The organism is Photobacterium sp. DNB23_23_1 (assembly GCF_052873815.1).
Genome location: NZ_JBNNXT010000003.1, coordinates 121580 through 148198, shown reverse-complemented (window position 1 = coordinate 148198; position 26619 = coordinate 121580). Strand labels below are relative to the sequence as shown.

At 51.2% G+C, this 26619-nt stretch carries 29 protein-coding genes; 20 read left to right on the top strand and 9 right to left on the bottom strand.

Annotated elements, in window-relative coordinates; genetic code table 11:
* Positions 1-2: 2 nt before the first annotated feature.
* From cytR to rraA, 6 genes are all read left to right on the top strand, one after another.
* The gene (gene cytR / locus ACVA53_RS03625; RefSeq protein ID WP_255040362.1) at positions 3-1007 is read left to right on the top strand and encodes a DNA-binding transcriptional regulator CytR; all 1005 of its coding nucleotides are present in this window, start codon (positions 3-5) and stop codon (positions 1005-1007) included.
* Positions 1008-1159: 152 nt separating this feature from the next.
* Positions 1160-1759 carry an SPOR domain-containing protein gene (locus ACVA53_RS03620; protein ID WP_255040425.1) on the top strand — a complete coding sequence of 200 codons (600 nt, stop codon included), beginning with the start codon at positions 1160-1162 and terminating at the stop codon, positions 1757-1759.
* Positions 1760-1893: 134 nt separating this feature from the next.
* The gene (hslV, locus tag ACVA53_RS03615; protein ID WP_107299002.1) at positions 1894-2418 is read left to right on the top strand and encodes an ATP-dependent protease subunit HslV; all 525 of its coding nucleotides are present in this window, start codon (positions 1894-1896) and stop codon (positions 2416-2418) included.
* Positions 2419-2427: 9 nt separating this feature from the next.
* Complete coding sequence (gene hslU / locus ACVA53_RS03610) at positions 2428-3759, top strand: HslU--HslV peptidase ATPase subunit (protein ID WP_255040361.1); 1332 nt, start codon at positions 2428-2430, stop codon at positions 3757-3759.
* Positions 3760-3903: 144 nt separating this feature from the next.
* Entirely contained in the window at positions 3904-4815 is a 912-nt protein-coding gene (locus tag ACVA53_RS03605) for a 1,4-dihydroxy-2-naphthoate polyprenyltransferase (protein WP_255040359.1), read from the top strand.
* Positions 4816-4949: 134 nt separating this feature from the next.
* A complete protein-coding gene (rraA, locus tag ACVA53_RS03600) occupies positions 4950-5435 on the top strand; it encodes a ribonuclease E activity regulator RraA (RefSeq protein WP_255040358.1) in 486 nt (161 codons plus the stop codon).
* 94 nt (positions 5436-5529) lie between these two features.
* Here rraA and zapB read toward each other — a convergent pair whose 3' ends face one another.
* Positions 5530-5772: a cell division protein ZapB gene (gene zapB, locus ACVA53_RS03595; protein ID WP_107349797.1), complete on the bottom strand. Its 243-nt coding sequence runs from the start codon at positions 5770-5772 to the stop codon at positions 5530-5532.
* Positions 5773-5921: 149 nt separating this feature from the next.
* Between zapB and ACVA53_RS03590 the strand changes: the two genes are divergently transcribed.
* The 7 genes from ACVA53_RS03590 to ACVA53_RS03560 all read left to right on the top strand — a co-directional run bounded on the left by ACVA53_RS03590 (position 5922) and on the right by ACVA53_RS03560 (position 12253).
* Positions 5922-6266 carry a hypothetical protein gene (locus ACVA53_RS03590; RefSeq protein ID WP_446504510.1) on the top strand — a complete coding sequence of 115 codons (345 nt, stop codon included), beginning with the start codon at positions 5922-5924 and terminating at the stop codon, positions 6264-6266.
* A 163-nt stretch (positions 6267-6429) separates the two neighbouring features.
* Entirely contained in the window at positions 6430-7278 is an 849-nt protein-coding gene (locus ACVA53_RS03585) for an MIP/aquaporin family protein (RefSeq protein WP_255040356.1), read from the top strand.
* A 111-nt stretch (positions 7279-7389) separates the two neighbouring features.
* Complete coding sequence (glpK, locus tag ACVA53_RS03580; RefSeq protein ID WP_255040355.1) at positions 7390-8907, top strand: glycerol kinase GlpK; 1518 nt, start codon at positions 7390-7392, stop codon at positions 8905-8907.
* 217 nt (positions 8908-9124) lie between these two features.
* On the top strand, positions 9125-10132 hold the full coding sequence (glpX, locus tag ACVA53_RS03575; protein WP_255040354.1) for a class II fructose-bisphosphatase: 1008 nt from the start codon (positions 9125-9127) through the stop codon (positions 10130-10132).
* A 188-nt stretch (positions 10133-10320) separates the two neighbouring features.
* Complete coding sequence (locus ACVA53_RS03570) at positions 10321-10938, top strand: helix-turn-helix transcriptional regulator (protein WP_446504527.1); 618 nt, start codon at positions 10321-10323, stop codon at positions 10936-10938.
* 13 nt (positions 10939-10951) lie between these two features.
* The gene (locus tag ACVA53_RS03565) at positions 10952-11695 is read left to right on the top strand and encodes a ferredoxin--NADP reductase (RefSeq protein ID WP_255040353.1); all 744 of its coding nucleotides are present in this window, start codon (positions 10952-10954) and stop codon (positions 11693-11695) included.
* A gap of 216 nt (positions 11696-11911) precedes the next feature.
* Positions 11912-12253, top strand: a complete 342-nt coding sequence (locus tag ACVA53_RS03560) for a DUF3135 domain-containing protein (RefSeq protein ID WP_446504509.1) — start codon at positions 11912-11914, stop codon at positions 12251-12253.
* Here the strand turns inward: ACVA53_RS03560 and ACVA53_RS03555 are convergent.
* The gene (locus ACVA53_RS03555; RefSeq protein ID WP_255040350.1) at positions 12243-12590 is read right to left on the bottom strand and encodes a 5-carboxymethyl-2-hydroxymuconate Delta-isomerase; all 348 of its coding nucleotides are present in this window, start codon (positions 12588-12590) and stop codon (positions 12243-12245) included. The genes ACVA53_RS03560 and ACVA53_RS03555 overlap by 11 nt on opposite strands.
* A gap of 444 nt (positions 12591-13034) precedes the next feature.
* Between ACVA53_RS03555 and tpiA the strand changes: the two genes are divergently transcribed.
* Positions 13035-13805 carry a triose-phosphate isomerase gene (tpiA, locus tag ACVA53_RS03550; RefSeq protein ID WP_255040349.1) on the top strand — a complete coding sequence of 257 codons (771 nt, stop codon included), beginning with the start codon at positions 13035-13037 and terminating at the stop codon, positions 13803-13805.
* A 141-nt stretch (positions 13806-13946) separates the two neighbouring features.
* Here tpiA and pfkA read toward each other — a convergent pair whose 3' ends face one another.
* Both pfkA and ACVA53_RS03540 read right to left on the bottom strand, forming a co-directional pair.
* Positions 13947-14909: a 6-phosphofructokinase gene (gene pfkA, locus ACVA53_RS03545; RefSeq protein ID WP_255040348.1), complete on the bottom strand. Its 963-nt coding sequence runs from the start codon at positions 14907-14909 to the stop codon at positions 13947-13949.
* Positions 14910-15481: 572 nt separating this feature from the next.
* Positions 15482-15985, bottom strand: a complete 504-nt coding sequence (locus ACVA53_RS03540; RefSeq protein WP_255040347.1) for a CpxP family protein — start codon at positions 15983-15985, stop codon at positions 15482-15484.
* 189 nt (positions 15986-16174) lie between these two features.
* On the opposite strand from ACVA53_RS03540, the gene ACVA53_RS03535 reads away from it, so the two are divergent.
* The 3 genes from ACVA53_RS03535 (at position 16175) to trmL (ending at position 18810) form a co-directional block, all read left to right on the top strand.
* Positions 16175-16867 carry a response regulator gene (locus ACVA53_RS03535; protein WP_255040346.1) on the top strand — a complete coding sequence of 231 codons (693 nt, stop codon included), beginning with the start codon at positions 16175-16177 and terminating at the stop codon, positions 16865-16867.
* The gene (gene cpxA / locus ACVA53_RS03530; protein WP_255040345.1) at positions 16867-18228 is read left to right on the top strand and encodes an envelope stress sensor histidine kinase CpxA; all 1362 of its coding nucleotides are present in this window, start codon (positions 16867-16869) and stop codon (positions 18226-18228) included. The genes ACVA53_RS03535 and cpxA overlap by 1 nt, the downstream gene beginning before the upstream one ends.
* A 117-nt stretch (positions 18229-18345) precedes the next feature.
* Positions 18346-18810 (top strand): tRNA (uridine(34)/cytosine(34)/5-carboxymethylaminomethyluridine(34)-2'-O)-methyltransferase TrmL, encoded by a 465-nt coding sequence (gene trmL, locus ACVA53_RS03525; protein ID WP_255040344.1) that lies wholly within the window; start codon positions 18346-18348, stop codon positions 18808-18810.
* Positions 18811-19019: 209 nt separating this feature from the next.
* Here the strand turns inward: trmL and cysE are convergent, their stop codons facing one another.
* The 4 genes from cysE to ACVA53_RS03505 form a co-directional block, all read right to left on the bottom strand.
* Complete coding sequence (gene cysE, locus ACVA53_RS03520) at positions 19020-19841, bottom strand: serine O-acetyltransferase (protein ID WP_255040423.1); 822 nt, start codon at positions 19839-19841, stop codon at positions 19020-19022.
* 135 nt (positions 19842-19976) lie between these two features.
* The gene (gene gpsA / locus ACVA53_RS03515) at positions 19977-20993 is read right to left on the bottom strand and encodes an NAD(P)H-dependent glycerol-3-phosphate dehydrogenase (protein WP_446504508.1); all 1017 of its coding nucleotides are present in this window, start codon (positions 20991-20993) and stop codon (positions 19977-19979) included.
* A 17-nt stretch (positions 20994-21010) separates the two neighbouring features.
* Complete coding sequence (secB, locus tag ACVA53_RS03510; protein WP_255040342.1) at positions 21011-21481, bottom strand: protein-export chaperone SecB; 471 nt, start codon at positions 21479-21481, stop codon at positions 21011-21013.
* A gap of 130 nt (positions 21482-21611) precedes the next feature.
* Positions 21612-22061, bottom strand: a complete 450-nt coding sequence (locus ACVA53_RS03505; RefSeq protein ID WP_255040341.1) for a rhodanese-like domain-containing protein — start codon at positions 22059-22061, stop codon at positions 21612-21614.
* Between the two features lie 421 nt (positions 22062-22482).
* Between ACVA53_RS03505 and gpmM the strand changes: the two genes are divergently transcribed.
* Genes gpmM through ACVA53_RS03490 form a run of 3 tightly spaced genes read left to right on the top strand, consistent with a single transcriptional unit; the run spans position 22483 to position 25974 of the window.
* Positions 22483-24024, top strand: a complete 1542-nt coding sequence (gene gpmM, locus ACVA53_RS03500; protein WP_446504507.1) for a 2,3-bisphosphoglycerate-independent phosphoglycerate mutase — start codon at positions 22483-22485, stop codon at positions 24022-24024.
* A gap of 8 nt (positions 24025-24032) precedes the next feature.
* On the top strand, positions 24033-25187 hold the full coding sequence (locus ACVA53_RS03495; RefSeq protein WP_255040339.1) for a peptidoglycan DD-metalloendopeptidase family protein: 1155 nt from the start codon (positions 24033-24035) through the stop codon (positions 25185-25187).
* Positions 25188-25233: 46 nt separating this feature from the next.
* Positions 25234-25974, top strand: coding sequence for a divergent polysaccharide deacetylase family protein (locus ACVA53_RS03490; RefSeq protein ID WP_255040338.1), 741 nt, complete (start codon positions 25234-25236; stop codon positions 25972-25974).
* On the opposite strand, the gene ACVA53_RS03485 is transcribed toward ACVA53_RS03490, so the two are convergent.
* The gene (locus ACVA53_RS03485; RefSeq protein ID WP_255040337.1) at positions 25971-26615 is read right to left on the bottom strand and encodes a TetR/AcrR family transcriptional regulator; all 645 of its coding nucleotides are present in this window, start codon (positions 26613-26615) and stop codon (positions 25971-25973) included. The two genes, ACVA53_RS03490 and ACVA53_RS03485, sit on opposite strands and share 4 nt — an antisense overlap.
* Positions 26616-26619: the final 4 nt, after the last annotated feature.

Below are 26619 nucleotides of genomic sequence, written 5' to 3'. Positions count from 1 at the left end.
CTATGGCGACAATGAAGGATGTTGCCCAGCTCGCCGGTGTCTCGACGGCCACGGTCTCCCGTGCCCTGATGAACCCGGAAAAAGTGTCAGCCTCGACCCGAAAAAAGGTCGAACAGGCTGTCATGGATGCTGGCTATTCACCCAATTCACTGGCTAGGAATCTTCGTCGCAACGAATCAAAAACTATCGTCACTATTGTGCCCGATATCTGTGATCCCTATTTCACCGAGATCATCCGGGGTATCGAAGAAGCGGCGATGGAACATGGTTACCTGGTCCTGCTTGGCGATAGCGGGCAACAGAAAACCCGTGAGAATTCGTTTGTTAACCTAGTATTCACCAAACAAGCCGACGGTATGTTACTGCTCGGTACTGACCTACCCTTTGATGTCAGCAAGCCTGAGCAAAAGAACCTACCGCCTATGGTCATGGCGTGTGAGTTTGCCCCGGAGCTCGAACTGCCAACGGTCCATATCGACAACCTGACCGCAGCCTTTGAGGCCGTCAATTATCTGACCCAAATGGGGCACAAACGCATTGCCCAAGTCACCGGGCCTGACAATGCAGCCTTGTGCCAGTTCCGATCTCAGGGTTACCAGCAGGCGCTGCGTCGGGCGGGGGTTGAACTCAACCCCGCGTATACGGTCAAGAGCGACTTCAGCTTTGCCGGTGGTGCCCGTGCGGTTACAGCCCTATTGTCGCTACCCGAGCCTCCAACAGCTCTGTTATGCCACAACGATGTAATGGCGATCGGTGCTATGCAGCAAGCTAAGCGCCTTGGCTTTCGGGTGCCACAAGATCTGTCAATTGTCGGCTTCGATGATATTCAGTTTGCTGAATACTGCGATCCACCGCTTACCACCGTCTCCCAACCACGCTACGAGATCGGGCGACAGTCGATGATGATGCTGCTCGATATCCTCAAGGGTAAGGACATTGCCTCTGGCTCACGTCTGCTCGATGCTAAGCTGGTGATCCGCGAAAGTGCCGCGCCACCCGCCAACTAAGCCGGCTTACCACGCAATTTTTGGGTACAAGCTCACAAAACCTATACCTTACGGTGCAACCTAAAAGTCAGGATGCATCGCAAGGTCTGGTCAGAGCTGACGCAAATTTGTACCATAGGTTTATTCAACTCACCTTAATACTGATTGACATCGTGGCTACCAAAGATTACGTCAAACGCGGCAGAGCCGCCGCCAAGAAACCCCGTGGCAACCGCAATCAAGTCTCAAGCAGTGGCTTCCCGATCAAATGGGCTGCTATCGCCCTGTGCTTGGTTGGAGCCCTGGGCTATGGGCTGTATTACCTGTCCGCCAACCCGGCCCCGCAACCCCAACAACCCACCAGCCCGTCGGTTACCAAGCCCGAGCCGGTCAAACCGGTAAGACCGAAGGCGGAACCTGTGACGCCGCCAAAAGCGTCCAAACCGCTACCGCCTAAGCCGGAAGAGAAATGGCGTTATATCGAAGAGCTGGAAAACAAGGAAGTGCAGGTCGATGCCAAGAAAGAACAAGCCCCGACCAAGCCATACTTGATGCAGTGCGGTGCCTACCGCAGCCAGAGTCAGGCCGAAGAACGTAAGGCCATGATTGCTTTCCAGGGACTGACTAGCCAAATCAAGGTCAGCCAGGGTGAAAAAGGCAACTGGTACCGGGTGGTTCTCGGGCCTTATCCGCAAAAACGCAAGGCCGAAAGCGACCGTAACCAGTTACGCCGGGCCGGTATCGAGCCATGCGCTATCTGGTTCTGGGAGTAGCCCAGCAGTCGAATAAATAAGGATGCCTGTGGCATCCTTTTCTTTTCCCCCTTGAAACTTTTCCCAGCCGTCCCCAGATCTGCAATATATCGAAACCGGCATGATGACCGGAGCAGACCACAAGAGGTAAGACCGTGACAACTATCGTATCTGTTCGTCGAAACGGTAAAGTCGTTATCGCAGGTGATGGCCAGGTGTCCCTTGGCAACACCGTCATGAAAGGTAACGCCCGCAAAGTACGCCGTTTATACAACAACAAAGTTCTGGCTGGCTTTGCTGGCGGCACAGCGGACGCCTTCACCCTATTTGAACGTTTCGAGCGCAAGCTGGAAATGCACCAAGGCCACTTGCTAAAAGCAGCTGTGGAACTAGCAAAAGACTGGCGTACCGACCGTATGCTACGCAAACTGGAAGCCCTACTGGCTGTCGCGGATGAAACCGGCTCACTGATCATCACCGGCAACGGTGATGTAGTTCAGCCTGAAAACGATCTGATTGCGATTGGCTCAGGCGGCAACTTCGCCCAGGCGGCAGCAACCGCACTGCTGGAAAACACCGATCTCAGCGCCCGTGAAATCGCCGAAAAATCACTGACTATTGCCGGTGATATTTGCGTCTTCACCAACCAGTTCCACACCATTGAAGAGCTTGAAGAATAAGGAAGGGCTATGTCTGATATGACTCCTCGCGAAATCGTCCACGAGCTTGACCGCCATATCATCGGTCAGGACAAAGCCAAGCGTGCGGTGGCCATTGCCCTGCGTAACCGCTGGCGCCGCATGCAGCTACCCGAAGAGCTGCGTGTTGAAGTAACACCGAAAAATATCCTGATGATCGGCCCGACCGGTGTCGGTAAAACTGAAATCGCCCGTCGCCTGGCAAAACTGGCCAATGCGCCATTCATCAAAGTAGAAGCGACCAAGTTCACCGAGGTCGGCTACGTGGGTAAAGAAGTCGAAACCATTATCCGCGATCTGACAGATGTGGCGATAAAAATGACCCACCAGCAGGCAACCGAAAAAGTCCGTTTCCGTGCTGAAGAGCTGGCCGAAGACCGTATCCTCGACATCCTGCTACCACCGGCACGCGATGCGTGGGGACAGAACGAAGAAGCGGACAACAGTTCATCGGCACGTCAGTCATTCCGCAAAAAGCTGCGTGAAGGCAAGCTGGATGACAAGGAAATCGAAATTGATGTAGCGGCCCCACAGATGGGCGTCGAGATCATGGCTCCTCCTGGCATGGAAGAGATGACCAACCAGCTTCAGGGCATGTTCCAGAATCTGGCGGGTAACACCACCAATAAGCGCAAGATGAAAATCAAGGACGCGATGAAAGCCGCGACCGAGGAAGAAGCAGCAAAACTGGTCAACCAAGAAGAGCTGAAAGAGCAGGCGATTTTTGCTGTCGAGAATAACGGTATCGTATTCCTCGATGAAATCGACAAGATCTGCAAGCGTGGTGACACCTCTGGCCCAGATGTATCTCGCGAAGGGGTACAGCGTGACCTGCTTCCGTTGGTAGAAGGCAGCACGGTATCAACCAAGCACGGTATGGTCCGTACCGACCACATCCTGTTTGTTGCCTCTGGCGCGTTCCAGGTCGCCAAGCCATCGGATCTTATCCCTGAGCTGCAAGGCCGCTTGCCAATCCGTGTTGAGCTTGAAGCACTAACCAGCAACGATTTCAAACGTATCCTGACCGAGCCGAATGCCTCGTTGACCGAGCAGTACAAAGCCTTGATGGCGACCGAATCGGTTAACATAGATTTTGACGAGAGCGGTATCGACAAGCTGGCCGAAGCCGCATGGCAAGTGAACGAGCGTACCGAAAATATCGGAGCCCGCCGTCTTCACACCGTCATGGAACGCCTGATGGAAGAGCTGTCTTACGATGCCTCAGAAAAATCCGGCGACCAGATTGTGATTGACGGTGCCTATGTCACTTCACGCTTGGGTGAACTGGTTGAAGACGAAGATCTGAGCCGCTTTATCCTGTAGCTCGGCATTCGCTGATCCTATCAAACGGCACTCTTAGAGGTGCCGTTTTTTTGTTCTCAAACAAACAAAGTGGCGATAAAGTTGCCCCCTGCTACAGTTACGCCATAATAAGCACCTACTTGTTTACCGGTTTAAGATCACATTATGAAATCATCTTCTCTCGCAATTTGGCTCGATGCGGCAAGGCCGAAGACCCTGCCCCTGGCCATCGCCTCAATTGTTTGTGGCAGTGCAGTAGCAGGATGGCAAGGAAGTTTCTCCGCAGTCATTGCAGGTCTTGCCCTGCTGACCGCACTGTTATTGCAAATACTCTCCAACCTCGCCAATGACTACGGTGATGCCGTCAAAGGCACAGATAACGACCAGCGATTGGGCCCCCAGCGTGCGATCCAATCTGGCATGGTCACCCAGACGGCGATGCGTAAGGCGATGATCCTCAACACCATCTTGACCGCAGCCAGCGGCCTGAGCCTGATTTTTATCGCCACCAATAACCTACAGGATATGGTCGGTTTCATACTGCTTGGCCTAATGGCTATTGCCGCCTCGATTGCCTATACCGTCGGTAACAAGCCCTATGGCTACCGGGGTTTGGGCGATCTGTCAGTATTGATGTTCTTCGGCTGGCTGGGCGTGGCTGGCACCTATTACCTGCAAGCCGGACAAATTGATTCAATCATCATGCTACCGGCGACGGCTTGCGGCCTGCTGGCGGTAGGCGTTCTAAATATCAATAACTTACGTGATATCGACAACGATCGCGAATGTGGAAAACTGACACTGGCAGTACGCATGGGACCAGAGTGGGGCCGTAAATACCACTTGTTCCTACTTTTTGGCAGCGTACTCTGCCTCGCCTTGTTTGCCTTGCTGGAGCTGCACTCTCCGTTTGGCTGGTTGTTTATCCTCAGCTTACCGCTACTGTTCAAGCACGGTAAACAGGTACTGCAGTCGGCAGACGGTGCCGCACTGCGCCCAATGATGGCCACCATGGTCAAATGTGCATTACTCACCAACTTGTTGTTCGCCGCTGGCGTAGTATTGGCTGCTGCCTGAATATCCTTGAAGTTAACAGGGATATATCCTTGTACGAAGGCTAAACAACTGGTTATACTTTCAACAAGTTAAGATTGGTCGCTGCTGCCAGCGGCCAGTCCACCCTTTTCAATTGCCACAGAAGAAGCGCGCTTATGGAATACAATACGTCCGAGTTATGCGATATCTATCTCGACAAAGTTGACGTCGTCGAACCCATGTTCAGCTCCTATGGCGGTCGTAGCTCCTTTGGCGGCCAGGTTACTACGGTTAAATGCTTCGAAGATTGCGGGCAAATCCGTTCTGCCCTGCAAGAAGCAGGGGCTGGCCGGGTATTGCTGGTTGATGGCGGCGGCTCTCTGCGCCGGGCGTTGATCGATGCCGAACTTGCCCAACTAGCCGTCGAGAACGAATGGGAAGGGTTGATCATTTATGGCTGTGTCCGCCACGTTGATGATCTCGACGAACTGGATATCGGTATTCAGGCCATAGCCTCGATTCCCGTTGGTGCTGATGAAAACAGCATCGGCGAGGTGGATGTTGCGGTCAATTTTGGTGGGGTCACCTTCCTGCCGGAAGATCATATCTATGCCGACAATACCGGGGTGATCCTCTCCCCCGAGCCGCTCGATATCGACTAATCCATTGCAGTCAGTAACCCCCATAAAAAAACAGAGCCAATGGCTCTGTTTTTTCTTGCACGGCAGGCTCATTGACTGCCCGGCAACAATACGTTTATTCAACGTGTTCCATCTTGCCCAATAGCGCACGTACGCGCTCTTGCCATGCCTCGTGGTCATGACGCAGTTTGCTGTTCTCTTGCTCAAGCTCTTCGCGGCTAGAACGCAATGCTTGCGCTTCGCCCGCCAGACCATTATTTGTTTCTTTTAGTTCTTCAATTTCCATTTGTAGCAGGGAAATTGTATCAACAGCCATTTGTACTTTGGCTTCCAGCTTTTCGAACATTTCTAATGACATATTGTCCACCTGTATTCAGCCTATCTATTTGCCCTAACAGTTAAGGCAACGTTCCACAGGCACGTTTACGATTGATTATCACCTATTCTAACGAGGCTACCGCCTTCTGACATCTACAAATACCATGCTTTTTAGCAAATGGGGAAATTTTGCACGAAATTCATCAAATCCTTGCTTTCCATGCGCTTGCTATACCGCCTAAATGTAATGCCAAGAAGATTGGCAAAAGAAATGAGCAAGCCGTGCAAAATTCATTCTGCATCGCAGCCAAATGCGTAAAATTGCGATCAAACTCTATTTTAATGCAGCGGCGGCGTGCTAATTTTTATCATGATCGTATCTCTCTTGGAAAAATCCAAGAATTTGCCCCTCTGGCACATCCGACCTTTTCAGGTCGGATTTTTTATTTCAGAAACAAATACATACCTCCGCAATTCGTGTTTTCACCTCGCCAACCTTTAAGCAACAGTGGCACTGGGGAAATTCCCCGTTAAATGGCAACCGTTTGCGCGAACGCGCAAAAAACAAACCCATTCTATGCTCGAACGCACAATTTTCGTTCAATCCGATTTTATTCTTGGTAGATTCGAGTACATTAGCCACACATAAATACAAAAATAGCTTTCCCCCTACGACATTAGACAAAAGGACTGAACCATGACTACCCAAAAACAACATACCCTGCTCGGCGAATGCCTGGCCGAGTTCATAGGTACTGGGCTACTGATCTTCTTTGGCGTCGGTTGTGTTGCCGCACTGGTACTGACCGGGGCCGAATTTGGCCAGTGGGAGGTTAGTATCATGTGGGGCCTTGGCGTTGCCATCGCGATCTACTGTACCGCCGGCGTTTCCGGTGCCCATATCAACCCTGCAGTTACCATTGCCCTTGCCCTTTTTCACGGCTTCGACAAACGCAAAGTCTTGCCTTATATCACCGCACAAATGCTCGGTGCTTTTTGTACCGCGGCATTGATCTACGGCCTGTACAGCAACCTGTTTGTTGAATTCGAAAGCGCCAACGGTATTGTCCGCGGCAGCGAAGCCAGCTTGGCGACTGCGGGGATTTTCTCAACCTACCCGCATGCCGCACTGTCATTTGCCGGCGCATTTGCGGTGGAGTTTGTGATCACCGCAGTATTGGTGTTCGCTATCCTAGCCATTGGTGATCAGAAAAACGGCGCCCCTCGCGGCGCGATGGGACCGCTACTTATCGGTCTATTGATTGCCGTAATTGGTGGCTCACTGGGTCCACTGACGGGCTTTGCCATGAACCCAGCGCGTGATTTCGGACCTAGATTCTTCGCCTTCTTGGCTGGCTGGGGCGATATGGCCCTGACCGGTGGTAAAGATATCCCATACATGATTGTCCCCATCCTGGCACCAATCATGGGTGCCGCATTCGGTGGCTGGCTATACCCTAAAGCTATCGGCACCTACTTGCCGGGCAATCGCTGTACCCTACCGAACCAGTGCGAAGAGACTGGCGAACAAGCAGCGAATGCTTAAAAACGAACACCTGAACCCTACACCCTAGAACATCTTCGGCCTGCCCCGCACAGGCCGATCAGAACACCACACTCTACTACCCTTATATAATGACAATGAGAGGAAACCGTTATGACTACTGAGCAAAAGTACATTGTTGCGCTGGATCAGGGTACGACCAGCTCCCGTGCAGTGGTGCTTGATCACAACGCCAATATTGTGTGCTCGTCACAGCGTGAATTCACCCAAATTTACCCCAAGGCTGGATGGGTCGAGCACGATCCGCTAGAAATCTATGCCACCCAGAGCTCAACGCTGGTTGAAGTGCTGGCCAAGGCAGGGATCCGCTCCGATCAGGTTGCTGGTATCGGTATCACCAACCAGCGCGAAACCACCATTATCTGGGACAAGAACACAGGTAAGCCTGTTTACAACGCGATTGTCTGGCAATGCCGCCGTACAGCAGATACGTGCGAAGAACTGAAAAAAGCCGGCCTTGAAGAATACATCCGTGAAAACACCGGCTTAGTTGTCGACCCATACTTCTCAGGCACCAAAATAAAGTGGATCCTCGACAATGTCGAAGGGGCCCGCGAAGAAGCCGAAGCCGGTAACCTATTGTTTGGTACCGTTGATACGTGGCTGATCTGGAAGATGACCCAAGGACGCGTTCACGTTACCGACTTCACCAATGCCTCCCGTACCATGGTGTTCAACATCAACACCCTTCAGTGGGATGAAAAACTGCTTAAAGCACTGGATATCCCGCTATCGATGATGCCGGAAGTGAAGTCGTCGTCTGAAGTTTACGGTAAGACCAACATTGGTGGTAAGGGCGGTACCCGTATCCCAATCGCTGGTATCGCTGGTGACCAGCAAGCAGCACTGTTCGGCCAGATGTGTGTCGAACCAGGTCAGGCGAAAAACACTTACGGCACAGGGTGCTTCCTGCTGATGAATACCGGCAAGGAAAAAGTGACCTCGCATAACGGCCTATTGACCACCCTGGCTTGTGGCCCGAAAGGTGAAGTGGCCTATGCCTTGGAAGGGGCTGTCTTTATGGGCGGCGCTTCCATCCAGTGGCTGCGTGACGAAGTGAAATTGATTGGCGATGCCGGGGATTCCGAATACTTTGCCGAGAAAGTCGGCAGTGCTAATGGTGTCTATGTGGTACCAGCCTTCACCGGCCTTGGCGCACCATACTGGGACCCGTATGCCCGTGGTGCTATTGTCGGCTTGACCCGCGGTGTGAACAGTAACCACATCATCCGTGCAACGCTGGAAAGTGTGGCTTACCAGACCCGCGACGTACTGGATGCGATGCAGGCTGACTCTGGCATCAAGCTAGCGACTCTGCGTGTCGATGGCGGCGCCGTTGCCAACAACTTCTTGATGCAGTTCCAATCTGACATTCTGGATACCGAGGTACACCGCCCTGTGGTTACCGAGGTGACGGCACTTGGCTCAGCCTACCTAGCAGGTCTTGCGGTTGGCTTCTGGGGCAGCATCGATGAGTTGAAGAACAAAGCAGTATTGGACCGTAAATTCATCGCCTGCAGCGATGAAGACAAACGAAGCCGTCGCTACAACGGCTGGAAGCGTGCAGTCGAATGTGCCAAAGGCTGGGCGGTTGATGGTGACGACATTTAATCAGGCGAAAGCCTAACCCTCGCGTGACCCTCTGCGCCCCATCAAGGCCTGCGAAAGCAGGCCTTTTTTCGTTCATTGGTGGCGAAATGACAAGAAATAAACATTTTTGCGCTAACGCAAACGTTTCCTTGCAACCTGTGTTAAAATCGCCGCCAGATTTATTCTGGGCCTGTAGCCTACAGGCCCTAGCCCACTGATTTCTATTTCTGGAGTTACCATGAAACGCGATTTGGCGATGGCATTTTCCCGTGTCACTGAAGGTGCAGCACTTGCAGGCTATAAATGGCTAGGCCGTGGCGATAAAATTGCAGCGGATAACGCTGCCGTTGAGGTTATGCGTACCCTGTTAAACCAAACAGAAATCGAAGGCGAAATTGTTATCGGTGAAGGTGAAATCGATGAAGCCCCTATGCTTTACATCGGTGAGAAAGTCGGTACTGGTGGTGATGCTGTAGATATTGCGGTAGACCCAATCGAAGGGACCCGCATGACAGCAATGGGCCAGAACAACGCATTGGCAGTATTGGCTGCTGGCGAGAAAGGCTCATTCCTTAAAGCACCTGATATGTACATGGAAAAACTGGTTGTCGGCCCTGCCGCTAAAGGCGTTATTGATCTGGCTAAACCACTAACTGAAAACTTAGAGAACATCGCAGCAGCACTGGGTAAAACCCTTGATACGCTGGTCGTGACTACGCTGGCGAAACCTCGTCACGATGGCATTATTGCTGAAATGCAAGCGATGGGTGTACGTGTGTTTGCCTTCCCTGATGGTGATGTTGCCGCATCAATTCTAACCTGTATGCCTGATAGCGAAGTCGATGTGATGTACTGTATCGGCGGCGCGCCAGAAGGTGTTGTTTCTGCCGCTGCAATTCGCGCGCTTGGCGGTGACATGCACGGTCGCCTGCTTCCTCGTCACGAAGTAAAAGGTGACACCGAAGAAAACCGCAAACACGGCCAGATGGAAATCGACCGCTGTGGCGAAATGGGCATTGAGACAAACACGGTACTGCGCATGGAAGACATGGCACGTAGCGATAATGTTATCTTTGCCGGTACAGGCATCACTAAGGGTGATCTGCTTGAAGGGATCAGCCGCCAGGGCAATATTGCCACCACCGAAACCCTGTTGATCCGCGGTAAGTGCCGTACTATCCGCCGTATCAAGTCGACCCACTACTTGGATCGCAAAGACGACGCCATCAAGGGTCATATCCTGTAAGATTCGACATATCTGAACGATTATCTCGCGCGCCATCCGGCGCGCTTTTTTATCGCTATACTTCCAGTTTCGCCTTCACAGCCTTATCCCCCTTTCCTTCCCCTGCAGCTCTTACTTTGTAAAGTTGTTGCTTTATTTAGAAAGCTGACTACATAATTAACTATGCCAATTTGCTGCCAAAGGTGACTATGAAAACCATCGACAAAATACTCTATCGGATGAAACGCGAAGGCCCGGTCACCGCCAAGATCCTTGCCGAGGATTTCCAACTTACCACCATGGGAGTTAGACAACACCTGCAGGGGCTGGAAGAGGAAGGCTTGGTCGACTTCGAAGACATCAAGGCCAAAGTCGGCAGACCGACCCGACACTGGCACCTGACTCAAAAGGGACATCGACGCTTTGCCGACCGTCATGGCGATTTTATTATTCAAATGCTTGATTCTGTTGAGGAGTTGTTTGGCCAAGATGGGCTAAGCAAGGTAGTCGATCGGCGGGAGGATCAAACCTTTGAACAATACCAAGCCCAGCTGTCCGGGGTAGAAAATATCGCAGAAAAACTGCAGATCCTTACTACACTCAGGGAGCGGGAGGGTTATATGGCCGAACTTCACCAGGATGGCGAAGATTTCGTGCTGATCGAAAACCATTGCCCTATCTGCCACGCAGCCCAACGTTGCCCATCACTTTGCCAGTCCGAACTGGCCGTTTTCCAACGCTTGCTAGGCAACGAATACCAGGTTAACCGACACGAACACATCATTGCCGGAGAAAGGCGCTGCGCGTATCGAATAATAAAATCATAACGAGGAGAACATTATGGCTGACTGGATCCCTGCGAAAGTCATCAGTAACCGACATTGGAACAATGACTTGTTCAGTCTTGTGCTGCAAGCCAACATCGAGCCGTTCAAAGCCGGCCAGTTTACCAAGCTGGGACTGGAGATTGATGGCAAAATGATCCAGCGCGCCTACTCTTTCGTTAACCCCCCTTCGACCGATCAAATCGAAGTCTATGCTACCCGAGTTGCTGACGGCTTGCTGTCACCGAGGCTCCACGCCCTTGAGCCGGGTCAGGAAGTCTTCATTTCTGCCCGTGCTAACGGCTATTTCACCTTGGACGAAGTCCCCGATGCCGAGCAACTTTGGCTGTTGGCGACCGGTACCGCCATCGGGCCATACCTTTCTATCTTGCGCGAAGCATCGTCCTGGAAACGCTTTCGTAAAATTATCTTGGTTCATGCGGTACGATTTTCGGCTGATCTCAGCTACCAGGCCGAAATCAATGCTCTCAAAGAGTGTTACCCTGAGCAACTGATTGTTCAGCCTTTCGTTAGCCGTGAGCCGGCTCCCCCCGCCCTGTCAGGCCGGATCCCCCAAGCGCTCGAAGACGGTATGCTAGAACGCCATGTTGGCCTATCGCTGGCACCAGAGAAAAGTCAAATTATGTTGTGTGGCAATCCCGAAATGGTCCGGGAAACCAAAGCGGTATTGGAGCAAAAAGGCTTCACCAAAAACCTGCGCCGCAACCCCGGCCAAATCACCATGGAGCACTACTGGTAAGCGATAACCACGACTCCTCAAACAAGCCCGGAAGCCGGGCTTTTCGTTTCACCCTCTCTGTCTCTGTGTATAAACCTCTCATTTTTCTCACTCCTGAGCCAGTCGCCAGCCTTGTTGGCAACTAACTTTATTGCATAGCAATCATGCTGGTAGGTACTACTTCGGCCTTTAACCTGATAGGGCTTGGGGTAAGCATTTAGGGATAAGGAGAGCAAGATGCAGACACTGCCACCGTTTGACGAATTGAAAGCCATGGCCGAAAACGAACCGGAGAAACTCGAAGCACTGCGTTTGACAATGAGTGAAGAGATCATTAGCAATGCCAGTGCAGAGATGCAGCCGCGACTACGAGCGCAGATGAGCCATATCAATCAGGTGATAGACCTGGGAAAAAATCCCAACCATACCAACATCCTACTGATGGCAGAGCTGCAACAGCAGCTCAAACGGTTTGCTCAGGCGCTCAATGCCCCAGAAACCCTGACTGAACACCAGGCTGATATAAAACCTTTCCGCCGCCCGGGTTCACTGGATGAATCGAGTCAGCCTAGCAGCTGACCTTAAGGAAGCAGTCACTGTCCATATCACGAATATCGATGGTCAGGCTATTGATGGAGCGGGCATGCTGCTCAAGCGCACTCATCAGGGCGCGGGATAAGTCGCGTTTCACCTCGGTACTGCGGCCCGACAGCATCGTCAACTCGATATGGATAAAGGTATCGAGATCGCGATTCTCTCCAACCAGCCAGTTATGGCACCGGTAGCTTCGCGACTTGACCGAATCCGGCTCGAAAATCCCGCACTCGAGCAAAATGGTATGTAGATCATCGAGTAACCCCGAAATATTGACCCGCTCAACAACGGGTTCGGCGTACTCCATCACTAAGTTAGGCATCCGCTCCTCCTTGTGCTTTACACTTCACTTATTTTTGTTGGGAAAACCCATGTTTGGCATGGCTTTATCCTAAAATAGCCACCAACCTTAGCGGATCTAATCCCACGACGCCAAAGATAGAGGCTATATTTCAGTCACGGATCACTGTCTTTTTCTCCTCTCCACGCAGGGAGTCGCACCAAGGTGAAAAAAATTCTCCCGCAGCGGTTCACTTTTGCCGGCGAAAAAGGTACAACCAAGCACTGATATGATTTCGGACAGGAAATTGATTTCCTAAGCTGTGGTAATGTTGGCGCTGCTGGCGGTGTTAACGAATAAGACTGCCAGCATGCCGGATGATACTTTATAGCCTAGTATTCAGCGCCGCCGATAACGGGTTACACCCAAGGGCTGTGTATTACGCTATTAAGTATTTTTTAAGTCAATTTGATATGGAGAAAAGCTATGCGCCATCCTGTGGTTATGGGTAACTGGAAGCTTAACGGTAGCAAAGAAATGGTATCTAACCTTCTTAAGGGCCTTGATGCTGAACTTAAAGGTGTTGAAGGCGTAGACGTTGCCGTTGCGCCACCAGCTATGTACCTTGACCTAGCTGAGCAACTAATCAGCAAAGGTGAGAGCAAAATCATCCTAGGTGCACAGAACGTTGACGTTAACGCTAGCGGTGCATTCACTGGCGATATCTCTCCAGAGATGCTGAAAGATTTTGGTGCAAGCCACATCATCATCGGTCACTCTGAGCGTCGTGAATACCACAATGAATCAGACGAGTTCGTTGCTAAGAAATTCGCTTTCCTAAAAGAGCACGGCCTAACACCAGTACTGTGTATCGGTGAGTCTGAAGCACAGAACGAAGCTGGCGAAACAGTTGCTGTTTGTGCTCGTCAAATCGATGCAGTGATCAACACCCAAGGCGTTGAGGCCCTAGAAGGCGCAATCATCGCTTACGAACCAATCTGGGCTATCGGTACTGGTAAAGCCGCTACAGCTGACGATGCACAGCGCATCCACGCAGCGATTCGTGCGCACATTGCTGAGAAGAGCGAAGATGTGGCGAAGAAAGTTGTGATCCAGTACGGCGGTTCTGTTAAACCAGAAAACGCACAAGCTTACTTCGCACAGCCAGACATCGACGGCGCGCTAGTTGGCGGTGCTGCTCTGAACGCTGAAAGCTTCGCTGCTATTGCTAAAGCTGCTGCTGAAGCGAAAAAATAATCACCGCTTCTTTATCGAAGGCTGATTAATAAAAAAAGCTACCCTCGGGTAGCTTTTTTGTTGCCAGCTGATCATCAACTCTAGCAATGCCGGCACAAAAAAACCGGCTGACAGCCGGTTTTTTTATTCAGGGAATACCCTTTAGAACAACTTGTCAGCCAATGCGTAAAGATCTTTACGTACTGGGCGCTTCATGTTCTCAATCGCGTCGATGATATCATGGTGAACCATCTTCTCGTTCTGGATACCCACACAACGACCACCTTGGCCTTCCATCAGTAGATCTACCGCATACGCACCCATACGAGATGCCAAGATACGGTCAAATGCTGTTGGCTGACCGCCACGCTGAATGTGGCCAAGTACCGTTGCACGCGTCTCACGGCCTGTTTCGTCTTCGATATACTTCGCCAGTTCGTTGGCATCGGTCATCAATTCGGTCAGTGCAATGATCGCGTGCTTCTTACCTTTGTAGATCCCTTCTTTGATCTTCGCCAGCAGCTCTTCTTTGTTCAAGCCGGTTTCTGGTGTGATAATGTACTCACAGCCACCAGCAATCGCAGACATCAGGGTCAGATCACCACAGTGGCGGCCCATTACCTCAACAATAGAGATACGCTGGTGAGAAGAAGACGTATCACGCAGACGGTCAATCGCGTCGATAACCGTGTTCAGCGCTGTAAGGTAACCGATCGTGTAGTCAGTACCTGCAACGTCGTTATCAATCGTACCTGGCAGACCGATACATGGGTAGCCCATTTCAGTCAGCTTCTTCGCACCCATGTACGAGCCGTCACCACCGATCACAACCAAAGCCTCGATGCCGTGGATCTTAAGGTTTTCGATAGCCTGCTGACGTACTTTCTCTTCCTTGAATTCAGGAAAACGCGCAGAACCCAGGAATGTACCACCTTTATTGATGACATCTGATACGCTTGAGCGCGTCAGTTTTTCAATACGGTTCTGGTGCAGGCCCTGATAGCCGTCATACACACCGTATACTTCAACGCCTTCAGACAATGCTGCACGTACAACACCGCGAACCGCCGCATTCATACCAGGTGCGTCACCACCACTGGTCAATACACCAATCTTCTTAATCATGGTTACCCTCTGACTTTGGGAAATGAAAATTCAAATCCGACATAAGCGGCCGAGGTTCCCCACTCGACCACAGGCCTTAAAGTGGCCCTGACTTATGTAAACTGTAACTTTCCTACTAATGTAGGAGTATTACAATTTTGATAAAAAAATTTGTTGATTCATATCACGATAGCCTGCAACTGCAGCATGGCGTTGAAACTATCGCCGCCTCAAACACTATCGGGATATTTAAAACAGTTAGCCTTTAGGCTGGTAGCATGAGCAATACACCGCTCGGCCGCTATAACTCTACGAATTCAGTATAACGGCTGGCACCAGAGCCTCCAGTTGTGCCCGGTGATAATGATGACCGCGGGTGATTATAAATTCATCCATGATAATCACACCAGACAGACAGCACTGGACTTGGCAATACACCGCAGTATAGCTTTTTTATGACGAAAATTAATAACAAAATTATTCAAATTGATGATTTACAAAGCAGTACACCAAGTGACTTCAAATTGCTTGGGCGTAAATAACAAAAAAGCCGCCAAGAGCGTTGGCGGCTTTTCTCTGTTTAATCAGAGCAATTAGTTAGATTGCTTGCGCTCCATGCGCTTTTCCATTTTCGCTTGGCATTTTTCACCGCGTTCGGCCTGAAGCTCCTGCAGCTTGGTTTTCTGCTCGGCGGTCAGTACTTGCATCATTTCATGGCGCTGCTTAAGCATAGAGACGCGGCGCTCAACCTGCTGCTTAGACATTTCTTCAGCCAGAGCACGCACTTCAGCTTCATTGAAATCTTCGCTCAGGACAAGCTGCTGCATTTTCTGGTGCTGCGCCTGCATGTCGCTATGACGCTCGCCCTTCTTGCCGCGCTTATTGTCTTTGTTGGCCTGACGCAAGTCTTTCAGCTCTGTTTTCTGCGCATCGGTCAGATCCAACTGACGGAACATACGGCTATCGTCCATACCACACCCTCCTTTGCCACCGTGGCCGTTGTGGTTTTTACCACCACCGTATGCCAATGCAGAGGCAGAGCCTAGGGCTAGAGGAAGGGCAATTGCAAGAGCCATTGTTTTTTTAAAAGTCATCATTATGTTCTTCTCCAATAGAGGCTGCTGTTGCAGCGCCATGTTCTCAGGTACGGTTATAGAATACGCCATGCAAGGTAAAGGGCTGTCCGGAAAACGTAAAACTGCGTAAAGCTAAACCAATTTTACTTGGCTGCCCTACATTGATTAGGGATACTTACCCTATCGCTGTTGCTATTAAAGGTAGACACCATGGTCAAAATTTTGCTTGTTGATGATGATACAGAACTCACCTCTCTGCTTTCCGATATTCTCGATATGGAAGGGTTCGAGGTTGTCGAAGCCAATAATGGCGAGCAAGGACTAGCCAAGGTGGATGACAGCATCGATCTGATCTTACTGGATGTAATGATGCCGGTAATGAACGGTACTGAGATGCTGCGCCGACTGCGCGAAAAATATGAAACCCCAGTACTGATGCTAACAGCCAAAGGCGAAGAAATTGATAGGGTACTCGGGCTAGAGTTGGGCGCCGATGATTATATGCCCAAGCCATTTAGCGACCGTGAATTACTGGCCCGTATCCGCGCTATATTACGCCGCACCCAAAACAAGAACACCTCGACCAAGGCCGGCCCAGAATGCCTGAACTATCAGGATATTGAAATCTACCCAGGACGCCAAGAAGTCCTGTGCCATGGTATTCCAATTGAAATGACCGGTACCGAGCTGGCACTCTTGAGCTATTTTGTCCAACACCCGGGGAAAATCATCGCCAAGAACGATCTCAGCCTTGAGGTACTAGGCAAAAGGCTGGCCCCATTTGATCGAGCCATCGATATGCATGTGTCTAACCTGCGCAAGAAATTGCCTGCCCGCGATGACGGTAAGCCGTGGATCAAGACCCTACGCGGCAAGGGCTACCTGTTGGTTGAGGACGTATAATGAAGCTGCCCCGCTTTTCCAGCCTGTATGGCCGTATCTTCGCGGTCTTCTGGCTCACCCTGTTAATTGTGGTCTTGGTACTGCTATTGCTGCCCAATTTGGATCCGCGCACCCAGCACACCATTCCCCAGGCTCAGCAAGATAGATTTCAGGAATCAGCGGCTAGCATATCCAGCCAGATTTCTCGTGATGGCGGTTCGCTAGAGAAGAAACTCAGCCGCTTTACCGACAATGACCGCCACAAGGGGTTCCAGCTCTACTTCACCACCTCTGATGGCGATATCATCTCTCCACGACGTAACAGCAAGGCGCTGCGTAATTTTATTACCATGGCCGACAGCCCCAAAGTACCCAAGCAAAAACTCTATGGCCGCTGGATGATGGCCGGACCATTCGAGGTCAAACACAAAGGCGACACCTTGCTGATGTACATCGGCCGGATCGTCAGAGAGCCGCCGCCGTTTTTTATCCAGATCCTAGATAAACCTTTTCAATTATTGCTGCTGACCATGCTGGTCAGTACCCCTTTGCTACTATGGCTAGCATGGGCTATCTCCCTGCCAGCACGCCGTTTACAAAATGCCGCAGAACGCGTAGCCAAGGGGGAGTTCGAAGCCGATCCCAAACTGGAGTCCGGCTCGAAAGAATTCAAGCAGGCAGGCGCCAGCTTCAACCAGATGGTCCAGGCTATCAACCACATGATCGGCGGCCAGCAACGCCTGCTGTCCGACATCAGCCATGAGCTTCGCTCACCACTGACCCGATTGCGGATGGCTACCGCACTGGCTAAGCGTAAGCAAGGCGAGAGTAACGAGCTCACCCGCATCGATACCGAAGCCGAGCGGCTGGAGACTATGATCGGTGAGCTATTGGAATTATCCCGGATGCAGGTCAACAGTCATGAACAACGGGAGCAAACCGATGCTGCCTCGCTATGGTATGACATGATGGAAGATGCCCGCTTCGAAGCCGAACAATCTGGCAAGCAGCTGAGCTACACACCATTGGAAGAGTGGCCGCTGCATGGTAATCCCAACTTGCTGATCAGTGCGTTGGAAAACGTGGTCCGTAATGCCATCAAGTATGGTGATGATACGATCCAGATCCGCTTCGTAACTCAGGCGATGAGACTGTGCATCACGGTCGAGGATAACGGCGAGGGTGTTCCCGATAGTGAACTGGGGGATATCTTCCGGCCGTTCTACCGAGTCTCGACCGCACGAGACCGCAGCAGTGGCGGCACCGGGCTAGGACTGGCGATCACTGAAAGTGCCATCCGCCAGCACAGCGGTACTATCAAAGCATCGCGCAGCACTCTGGGCGGCCTCAAGGTCACCATCACCCTCCCGCTTTCCCACTAACTCCAATTCTACGCGCGGCCCTCACTGGGCCGCCGTATCTGCCATCACTCTCGCTGTCGTGCTTTTTGGCTGCCTTTTCCGCTACAATAGCGCTATTGTCACCACGGATTATCTACTATGTTTGATATCGCTCTTTACGAACCGGAGATCGCCCCGAATACCGGCAACATCATCCGCCTCTGTGCTAACTGTGGGGCCAACCTACACTTGATTGAGCCACTAGGCTTTGATTTGGAAGAGAAGAAGCTGCGTCGTGCCGGCTTGGATTACCACGACTTGGCACACGTGCATCGCCATGCCAATTTCGAGGCGTTCCTCGCCTACATCGGCGAACGCCGTATCTTCGCTTGTACCACCAAGACCACCAACTTCCATACCAATGCCGAATTCCAGCAAGGCGATGTGCTATTGTTTGGCCCAGAGACCCGCGGCCTGCCAGCAGAGCTGATAGAAAGCCTGCCACTGGAACAGCGCCTGCGCATTCCGATGCATCCGGACAGCCGTAGCCTAAACCTGTCCAATGCAGCTGCAATCATCGGCTACGAAGCGTGGCGTCAGTTGGGCTTCAAGGGCGCAATGTAATAAATAGGCTAGAGGCTATTGAATTGTTGCTATAAAAAAAGCGAGAGGCTCTCCTCTCGCTTTTTTAGTTTTTGGGTGATGGCTTTATTTATACCAATCTGGATAAATAGTTGATCAAATATTTATGTAGGTTGGTATTACTCAAGGACATTATCAAACAATGCTCATCGCACATCCTCGCGCCTCTAGCCCATCGCCTCAGGTCTGAGCTATATCCCATCTCCAGCAGTAAACGTCTGGCTGGTGCCGTTGAATTGCTGATCCATATCCATTGATGGCTTATCGCTACTCGGTCGGCCGACAATCTTGGCCGGAACACCTGCGACAGTGGTATGCGGCGGCACCTGATTAAGCACCACCGAACAAGAACCAATCTTGGCGCCCTCACCCACTTCGATATTGCCCAAGATCTTGGCGCCGGCCCCGATCATCACCCCTTCACGGATCTTCGGATGGCGATCGCCGCCTTCCTTGCCGGTACCACCCAAAGTGACATCCTGCAGGATAGACACATCATTCTCGATCACCGCCGTCTCACCAATCACAATCCCGGTGGCATGGTCAAACATGATCCCCTGACCGATACGTGCCGCAGGATGGACATCTACTTGGCAGGCGACCGAAATTTGGTTCTGTAAATATACCGCCAGTGCCACTCGCTTTTGCTTCCACAACCAGTTGGCCACCCGGTAGCCTTGCAAGGCATGGAAGCCTTTGAGGTAGAGCAAAGGGATAGAAAACATCTCTACCGCCGGATCCCGCTCGACAACAGCCCGGATATCACAAGCTGCTGATTCGGTGATCAAACAATCGGCGGCAAAAGCCTCTTCTATCACTTCTCGTACTGCCATCGCCGGCATCGATGGCGTGGCCAATTTATTCGCCAAGATGTAACTCAGTGCTGCCGCCAGGTTATCGTGTTTGATAATGGTGGCATGGTAGAAGCTCGCGAGCATTGGCTCCTGCTCGGACTGCTCTCTCGCTTCCTGCTTTATTGCCTGCCAAACGGCATATTGTTGACATTCCCTCACATTACCCTCGGTTTCATTACGGTTGGTATCGGCTTGCTTTAACTTTAACGCGCCCTGAAAAAAAAACAACGCAGGCCTTAGCAGCCCGCGTTGTAATTTTAGTAAACAGAATGGAGGCGCATCGCTGCCAAGCTGTTATTCGTCTTTTTTCTCGCGAGCCAGCAAATCTTTGGCCGCTTCACGGGCGTCTTTGCCCTGATAAAGCACCTGGTAGATCTGCTCGGTGATCGGCATTTCGACCCCTAACCGCTGAGAAAGAACCCAGACTTCCTTGGTATTACGGTATCCTTCGACGACCTGACCGATATCATCTTGGGCTTGATCAACGTCTTTACCTTGACCCAGCGCCAAACCAAAACGTCGGTTGCGGGATTGGTTGTCGGTACAAGTCAGTACCAAGTCACCAAGGCCTGCCATCCCCATAAAGGTTTCAGGCTGCGCCCCTAACGCCGCACCCAAACGTGACATTTCGGCCAGACCGCGGGTGATCAATGCTGTACGGGCGTTGGCACCAAAGCCAATACCATCAGACATCCCCGCACCAATGGCAATCACATTCTTGACCGCACCGCCAAGCTGCATACCGATAAAATCACTGTTGCTGTATACACGGAAGGTTTTGCTACAGTGAATTTTACCCTGTAAATCGCGAACAAACTCGTCGTCCGGCGACGCTACAGAGATAGCCGTAGGCATACCTGCTGCGAGCTCTTTGGCAAATGTCGGCCCTGACAATACCGCCAGCGGAACCGATTCACCCAGCGCTTCAACAGCCACGTCTTTAAGCAGACGTCCCGTTTCTGGCTCCAGTCCCTTGGTCGCCCAGCAGATGCGAGAATCATCACGCAAGTGCGGTTTGACATTACCTAATACCAAGCCAAAGACATGGCTAGGTACCACCACCAGTAGATCACGGCTGGCCTTGACCGCCTGCTCCAAATCGGCAGTGACAATCAAAGAGTCAGGAAAAGCCACACCCGGCAAAAAAGCCTCGTTGGCACGGTCTATTTCCAGCTGCGCCATGTGCTCAGGCTCGTGACCCCATAGGATCACATTGGCGCCATTACGGGCCAGCGAGATCGCCAAGGATGTACCGTACGAACCGGCACCCAGTACCGTCATGGAAATTGCTTGTTCAGAGCCTGGATTCATTGTGTCCACCCTAAAGCTTAAGCTTCAGTGTTTTCTGGGTTAGCTTGAGATTGGTTCTGAAGGTAGTTCATGAACAATGCATCGAAGTTAACCGGCGCTAGGTTCAGTTGAGGGAATGTACCCTTAACCACTAGGCTAGAAATCGTTTCACGTGCGTATGGGAACAGGATGTTCGGGCAGAATGCACCTAGGCAATGCGCAAGCTGAGGCGCTTCCATACCAGCAACAGAGAAAATACCGCCTTGCTGAACTTCACACAGGAATGCAGTCTCTTCTTCATTCTTAACAGTCACAGTCAGGCGAAGAATAACTTCGAAAACACCTTCACCCAGCTCACGGCTCTGCGTGTCTAGATCCAGTTTCACATCAGGGTTCCACTCTTTCTGGAACATCTGTGGCGAGTTTGGCGCTTCGAAAGAAACATCTTTCAGGAAGACACGCTGGATTTGAAAGTTCTGCTGTGCTTCAGTGTTTGCTGCTTCAGCCATGTTAGAGTCCTTTTTTCTCTCATGCTCACGAGCGTGAGCCAATCAATACCGCAACCATGATGACTATCACAACTGCACAAAATTCAGTGTTACCCCACTGCCCGACCTCGCGTGCAGCGGGACGGCGAGATTACTTTTTCGCCTTGCCTGATTTGCTACGGATCAATGGCAGGTTTGCCTCGTTCCATGAAATCAGACCATCTTTAAGCAAGTTTACGTTCTCGAAACCCGCTTTGCTCAGCAGGTTGGCACTCTCTTGCGCCGTTTGTCCTGTCTTGCATACTACGATGATTGGGGCTTGCTTGAATTTTTCAAGATCTGCCAGGTTCTGTTCTTTAATTTGACTTGGTAAAATGTGAAGTGCGCCAGCAATATGGCCGCCGCGGTATTCATCACGACTGCGGATATCGACAAACACACCGTCTTCACGGTTGACCATTACAGTCGCTTCATTGGGAGTGACAATCTTATAGCCTGCCGTCTTTTGTTTGACGTAAGACGAAATGATAGCCACAACCAAGCCAACCCATACCAATGCCAAGATAGGGTTACTTGTTACAAAATCAATGTATTGTTGCATGATCTTCGCTCTATATTCCTAATATCAGCCTGCTGTAACCTAGGCTCAAGTCGACAAAATTTAAAGACCCTGAGTATACCCTCGACAGCCTGGTTGTACAGCTAGATGCAATAAATCCGCGCGGCGGCTCACTGGTCCTTGGCGCTCTCAGTATAAGCCCTAACTACCTTGAGCATTATTGCAGCATAAGAAAAAGTAAAAAAACTGTGCTTCAGGACTTACACTTATCATCAGAAATGAATATATTTCCGTAGAAAGATAACAATCTATTTACAGCATTGTTTGATCTTGACCTACAGTTTTCACCATAAACTGTAGTAAAATTACGTCCACTACGATCAATTACCTTAGCCCTAGCGTATTGAGGGCTAAGGTAATTGATCGATATTCATTTCAGGTTTTAACATACGAGGGACAGCATATGTCTGCTAAAAAGCCATTAGCTTTAGTTATCCTAGATGGCTGGGGTTACCGCCAAGACAACGCCAACAACGCTATTGCTAACGCCAACACGCCAGTTATCGATGGCCTGATGGCAAACGAAGCAAACACTCTGATCTCAGCATCAGGTATGGATGTTGGCCTGCCTGATGGCCAGATGGGTAACTCTGAAGTAGGTCACACCAACATCGGTGCCGGCCGCATCGTTTACCAAGATCTTACTCGTATCACCAAGTCAATTGCTGACGGTGACTTCTTCGAAAACCCAGCACTTACTGGCGCTATCGATAAAGCCGTTAACGCAGGCAAAGCTGTACACATCATGGGCCTGATGTCTCCGGGCGGTGTTCACAGCCACGAAGACCACATCGCAGCAGCTGTAGAAATGGCAGCAAAACGCGGCGCTGAAAAAATCTATCTACACTGCTTCCTAGACGGCCGTGACACCCCACCTCGTAGCGCACAGGCATCACTAGAGCGTTTCGACGCCCTGTTTGCTGAGCTAGGCAAAGGCCGTGTTGCTTCGCTAGTGGGTCGTTACTACGCAATGGACCGTGACAACAACTGGGATCGTGTTGAAGTTGCTTACAACCTGCTAACCGCAGCGAAAGCAGAATTCACCGTAGCTTCTGCCGTTGAAGGTCTGGAAGCAGCTTACGCCCGTGACGAAAACGATGAGTTCGTTAAAGCCACTGAGATCCGCGCCGAAGGCCAGGACTCGGCTGCAATGGAAGATGGTGATGCCGTTATCTTCATGAACTACCGTGCTGACCGTGCCCGCCAGATCACCCGTACTTTCGACGTGGATTTCGCTGGCTTCGAGCGTGCTCAGTTCCCTGCCCTTGCGGACGTTGTAATGCTGACCCAGTACGCGGCGGACATCAACCTGCCTATCGCTTACCCACCAGCGGATTTGGTTAACACGCTAGGTGAGTGGCTATCGAAAAAAGGCAAGAAGCAGCTTCGTATCTCTGAAACAGAGAAATATGCGCACGTGACTTTCTTCTTCAACGGTGGTGTGGAAGACGAGTTCGACGGTGAAGAGCGCCGTTTAGTGGCTTCACCAAAAGTAGCGACTTACGATCTTCAACCTGAAATGAGCGCGCCAGAGCTGACTGACAAGTTGGTTGCGGCCATCAAGAGCGGTGAGTTCGATACCATCATCTGTAACTACCCGAACCTTGATATGGTTGGCCACACTGGCGTTTATGATGCTGCAGTACAAGCGACCGAAGCGGTTGACGGCTGTCTCGGCCGTGTAGTTGAAGCCATCCGTGAAATGGACGGCCAGCTTCTGATCACTGCCGACCACGGTAACGCAGAGATGATGGTCAACCCAGAAACAGGTGGCATTCACACGGCTCACACTAGCCTACCTGTACCGCTAGTGTACGTCGGCGACAAAGCGCTGACTCTGAAAGAAGGCGGTAAACTGTCTGATCTAGCACCAACAATGCTAGCCCTAACAGATATGGAAATCCCTGAAGAGATGACTGGTCAGGTGCTGTTTGATCTGAAATAATCTCCCCTATGCGGGAAGTTATCAAACACCTACACCATAGTCTTCGCGCCAGTGCAGTTTGCACTGGCGTTTTTCTATGCCTGCAGTTTAGCTCCCATGTAATGGCTGATGAAGGCCAGCTCAAAGGGGTTAAGCAGGAAATCTCCCGCCAGCAAGGCCAGGTCGCAACGAATCGCAAGAAAGTCGACCAACTGCAAAAAAGCCTGCGCCAACAGGAAGTGGGCATCGCCGACACTGCCAAGTCGATCCATCAGGCAGAATCACGCTCAACCGAACTGAGCACATCGATCCGCGCACTAAGGCAACAGCTCGAACAACTGCGCCAACAGCAACTGGGTCAACAAGAACTGCTCAAAGAACTACTCAACGCCCATTATAAGCAAGGTAAGCAAAGCCAATTGGCACTGATGCTCAGTGGCGAAGACAGCGGCCAGCTTGATCGCTTTACTGTCTATGCCGAGCGCCTGAGCCAAGCACGCAGCCACGCCCTCGACGAGCTGGCAGCGACTACCACCGAATTACAGCTCAAACAGCATCAGTTGGGCGAGCAGCAAAACGAACAACAGGCACTGCTGACCAAGCTCAAGGATCACAAACGCAAACTGGAAAGTGAGCGTAGCCAACGGCAAAAAACCGTGCGAAACCTGCGAAGCCAACTGACGACCGATAACCAATACCTGACGGAGCTCAAGCAAAACGAGCAACGCTTGGTCAAAGAAATCGAAAAAGCCAGAGCTGCCGCTGAAGCCGCACGTCGTGCCCCGATGGATGGCTTGGCTAATCAGAAAGGCAAATTGCCCTGGCCGGTCAAAGGAAGAATCCTACATAACTATGGCACCAGCCAACAAGGCGAGCTGCACTGGAAAGGTATGGTGATCGCCCAGTCAGCCGGGAGCCCGGTGAAGGCTATCTACCCCGGCAAAGTTGTTTTTGCTGACTGGTTGCGCGGATACGGCTTGGTGCTTGCCGTCGACCACGGCAAAGGGGACATGAGCTTCTATGGCTACAATCAAACCTTGCTGAAAAAAGTTGGCGATACCGTACAGGCCAATGAAAATATTGCTTTGATTGGTGACAGTGGCGGGCAGGATCAGTCTTCGCTGTATTTTGAGATACGCCGTAAGGGCACACCGACTAACCCACGCAGTTGGCTGACAAGATAAAAGTCGCGTTTTCCATTCGTACCGAATAAGCAAAGGATAGCTTGTGGTGAAGAGTCGTATATTCGGGAAGTTGGCTTTTGGCCTTGCCCTTGTTTTAGCCAGTATGGGATCGTCCAGTATGGCCCTCGCGGCCAAACTGGCCATCGTCATCGATGATCTTGGCTATCAACCTATGCCTGCCGCCTTATCTGCACTGCCGCCACAGATCAGTGTCTCCATCCTGCCAGATACGCCCTATGACAGAGCAACCAGCAAATTAGCCCAACAGCAGCAACGCGATGTCTTGCTCCATATGCCAATGGAGCCCCTACATCGGGCACCGCTCGAGATGGCGACCCTGACCCGGCAGATGGATCAACAGACCTTACAGCACGTATTGCGCTGGGGGCTAGAAAGAGTGCCAGATGCCATCGCCGTCAATAACCACATGGGTAGTGCCCTGACCCAAGATCCACAAGCCATGGGCTGGGTGATGGAAGTCCTGTCGGATCAGGGATTGTTTTTCTTAGATAGCCGAACGACCGCCCGCTCGGTCGCACTCAAGCTGGCCAAACAACAGAATGTGCCCGCCCTGCGCCGCCATGTGTTTCTCGACCATCTAAGTACCGAAAAGTTCGTCAACCAACAACTTTCCCGCGCCGTCCAACAAGCCAAAGCGAATGGCTATGCAATTGCAATCGGCCACCCCTACCCGGTGACGCTTGACGTGTTGAGTCGAGCACTACCTTTACTTGAAGGGCAAGGGATCCAACTGGTCAGGTTATCCGAACTCGACCCGTCTTTTTAAATATCTTTCTCAATCTGATCGCGGTAGTGCGCTTTAAGTTGCAGCACCTGTGACTTACCCTCGGCGGTGGTCAACGGCCTAACGATACCTAGGATGTGCAACACCCCCTGATAAAGTACCGCTTTGGTGATCTTGGCACCTGGCGCTTGGGTGGTCTGGTAAAATATCCAGCTCGACGCAACAAGTTTGAGGGTCGTAGCCAGATTCTCCAGTTCCTCTTGATCGATATCCAGCAGACCACCAGTACGGAAACTGGCCATCATCGCCGTGATGTCCTTATGCAGACCTTCCTGTGCCGCAAGGTACTTTTGTTGAAGTTCTGGGTCACGCTGCAAAATATCAGGTAAGTTGGCGTAAAAAAAACGGTAACGCCACATCAACATAAATACTGAGTCGAGATATACCAGCAAGTCATCTGCGGTTATATTTGCATTTTCAAGGGGTTGAAAGTGAACACTGAGATCATGCGCGTATTGATCGAAAATACTGTGTATAATCTCTTCCTTATTACGGAAATGATAATACAGATTACCGGGGCTAATCCCTAAATGGGCAGCAATATGGTTAGTGGTAATATTCGGCTCACCGCTTTCATTGAAAAGCTCCAGTGCAGCCAGGATAATTTTGTCACGGGTCTTCATTTGC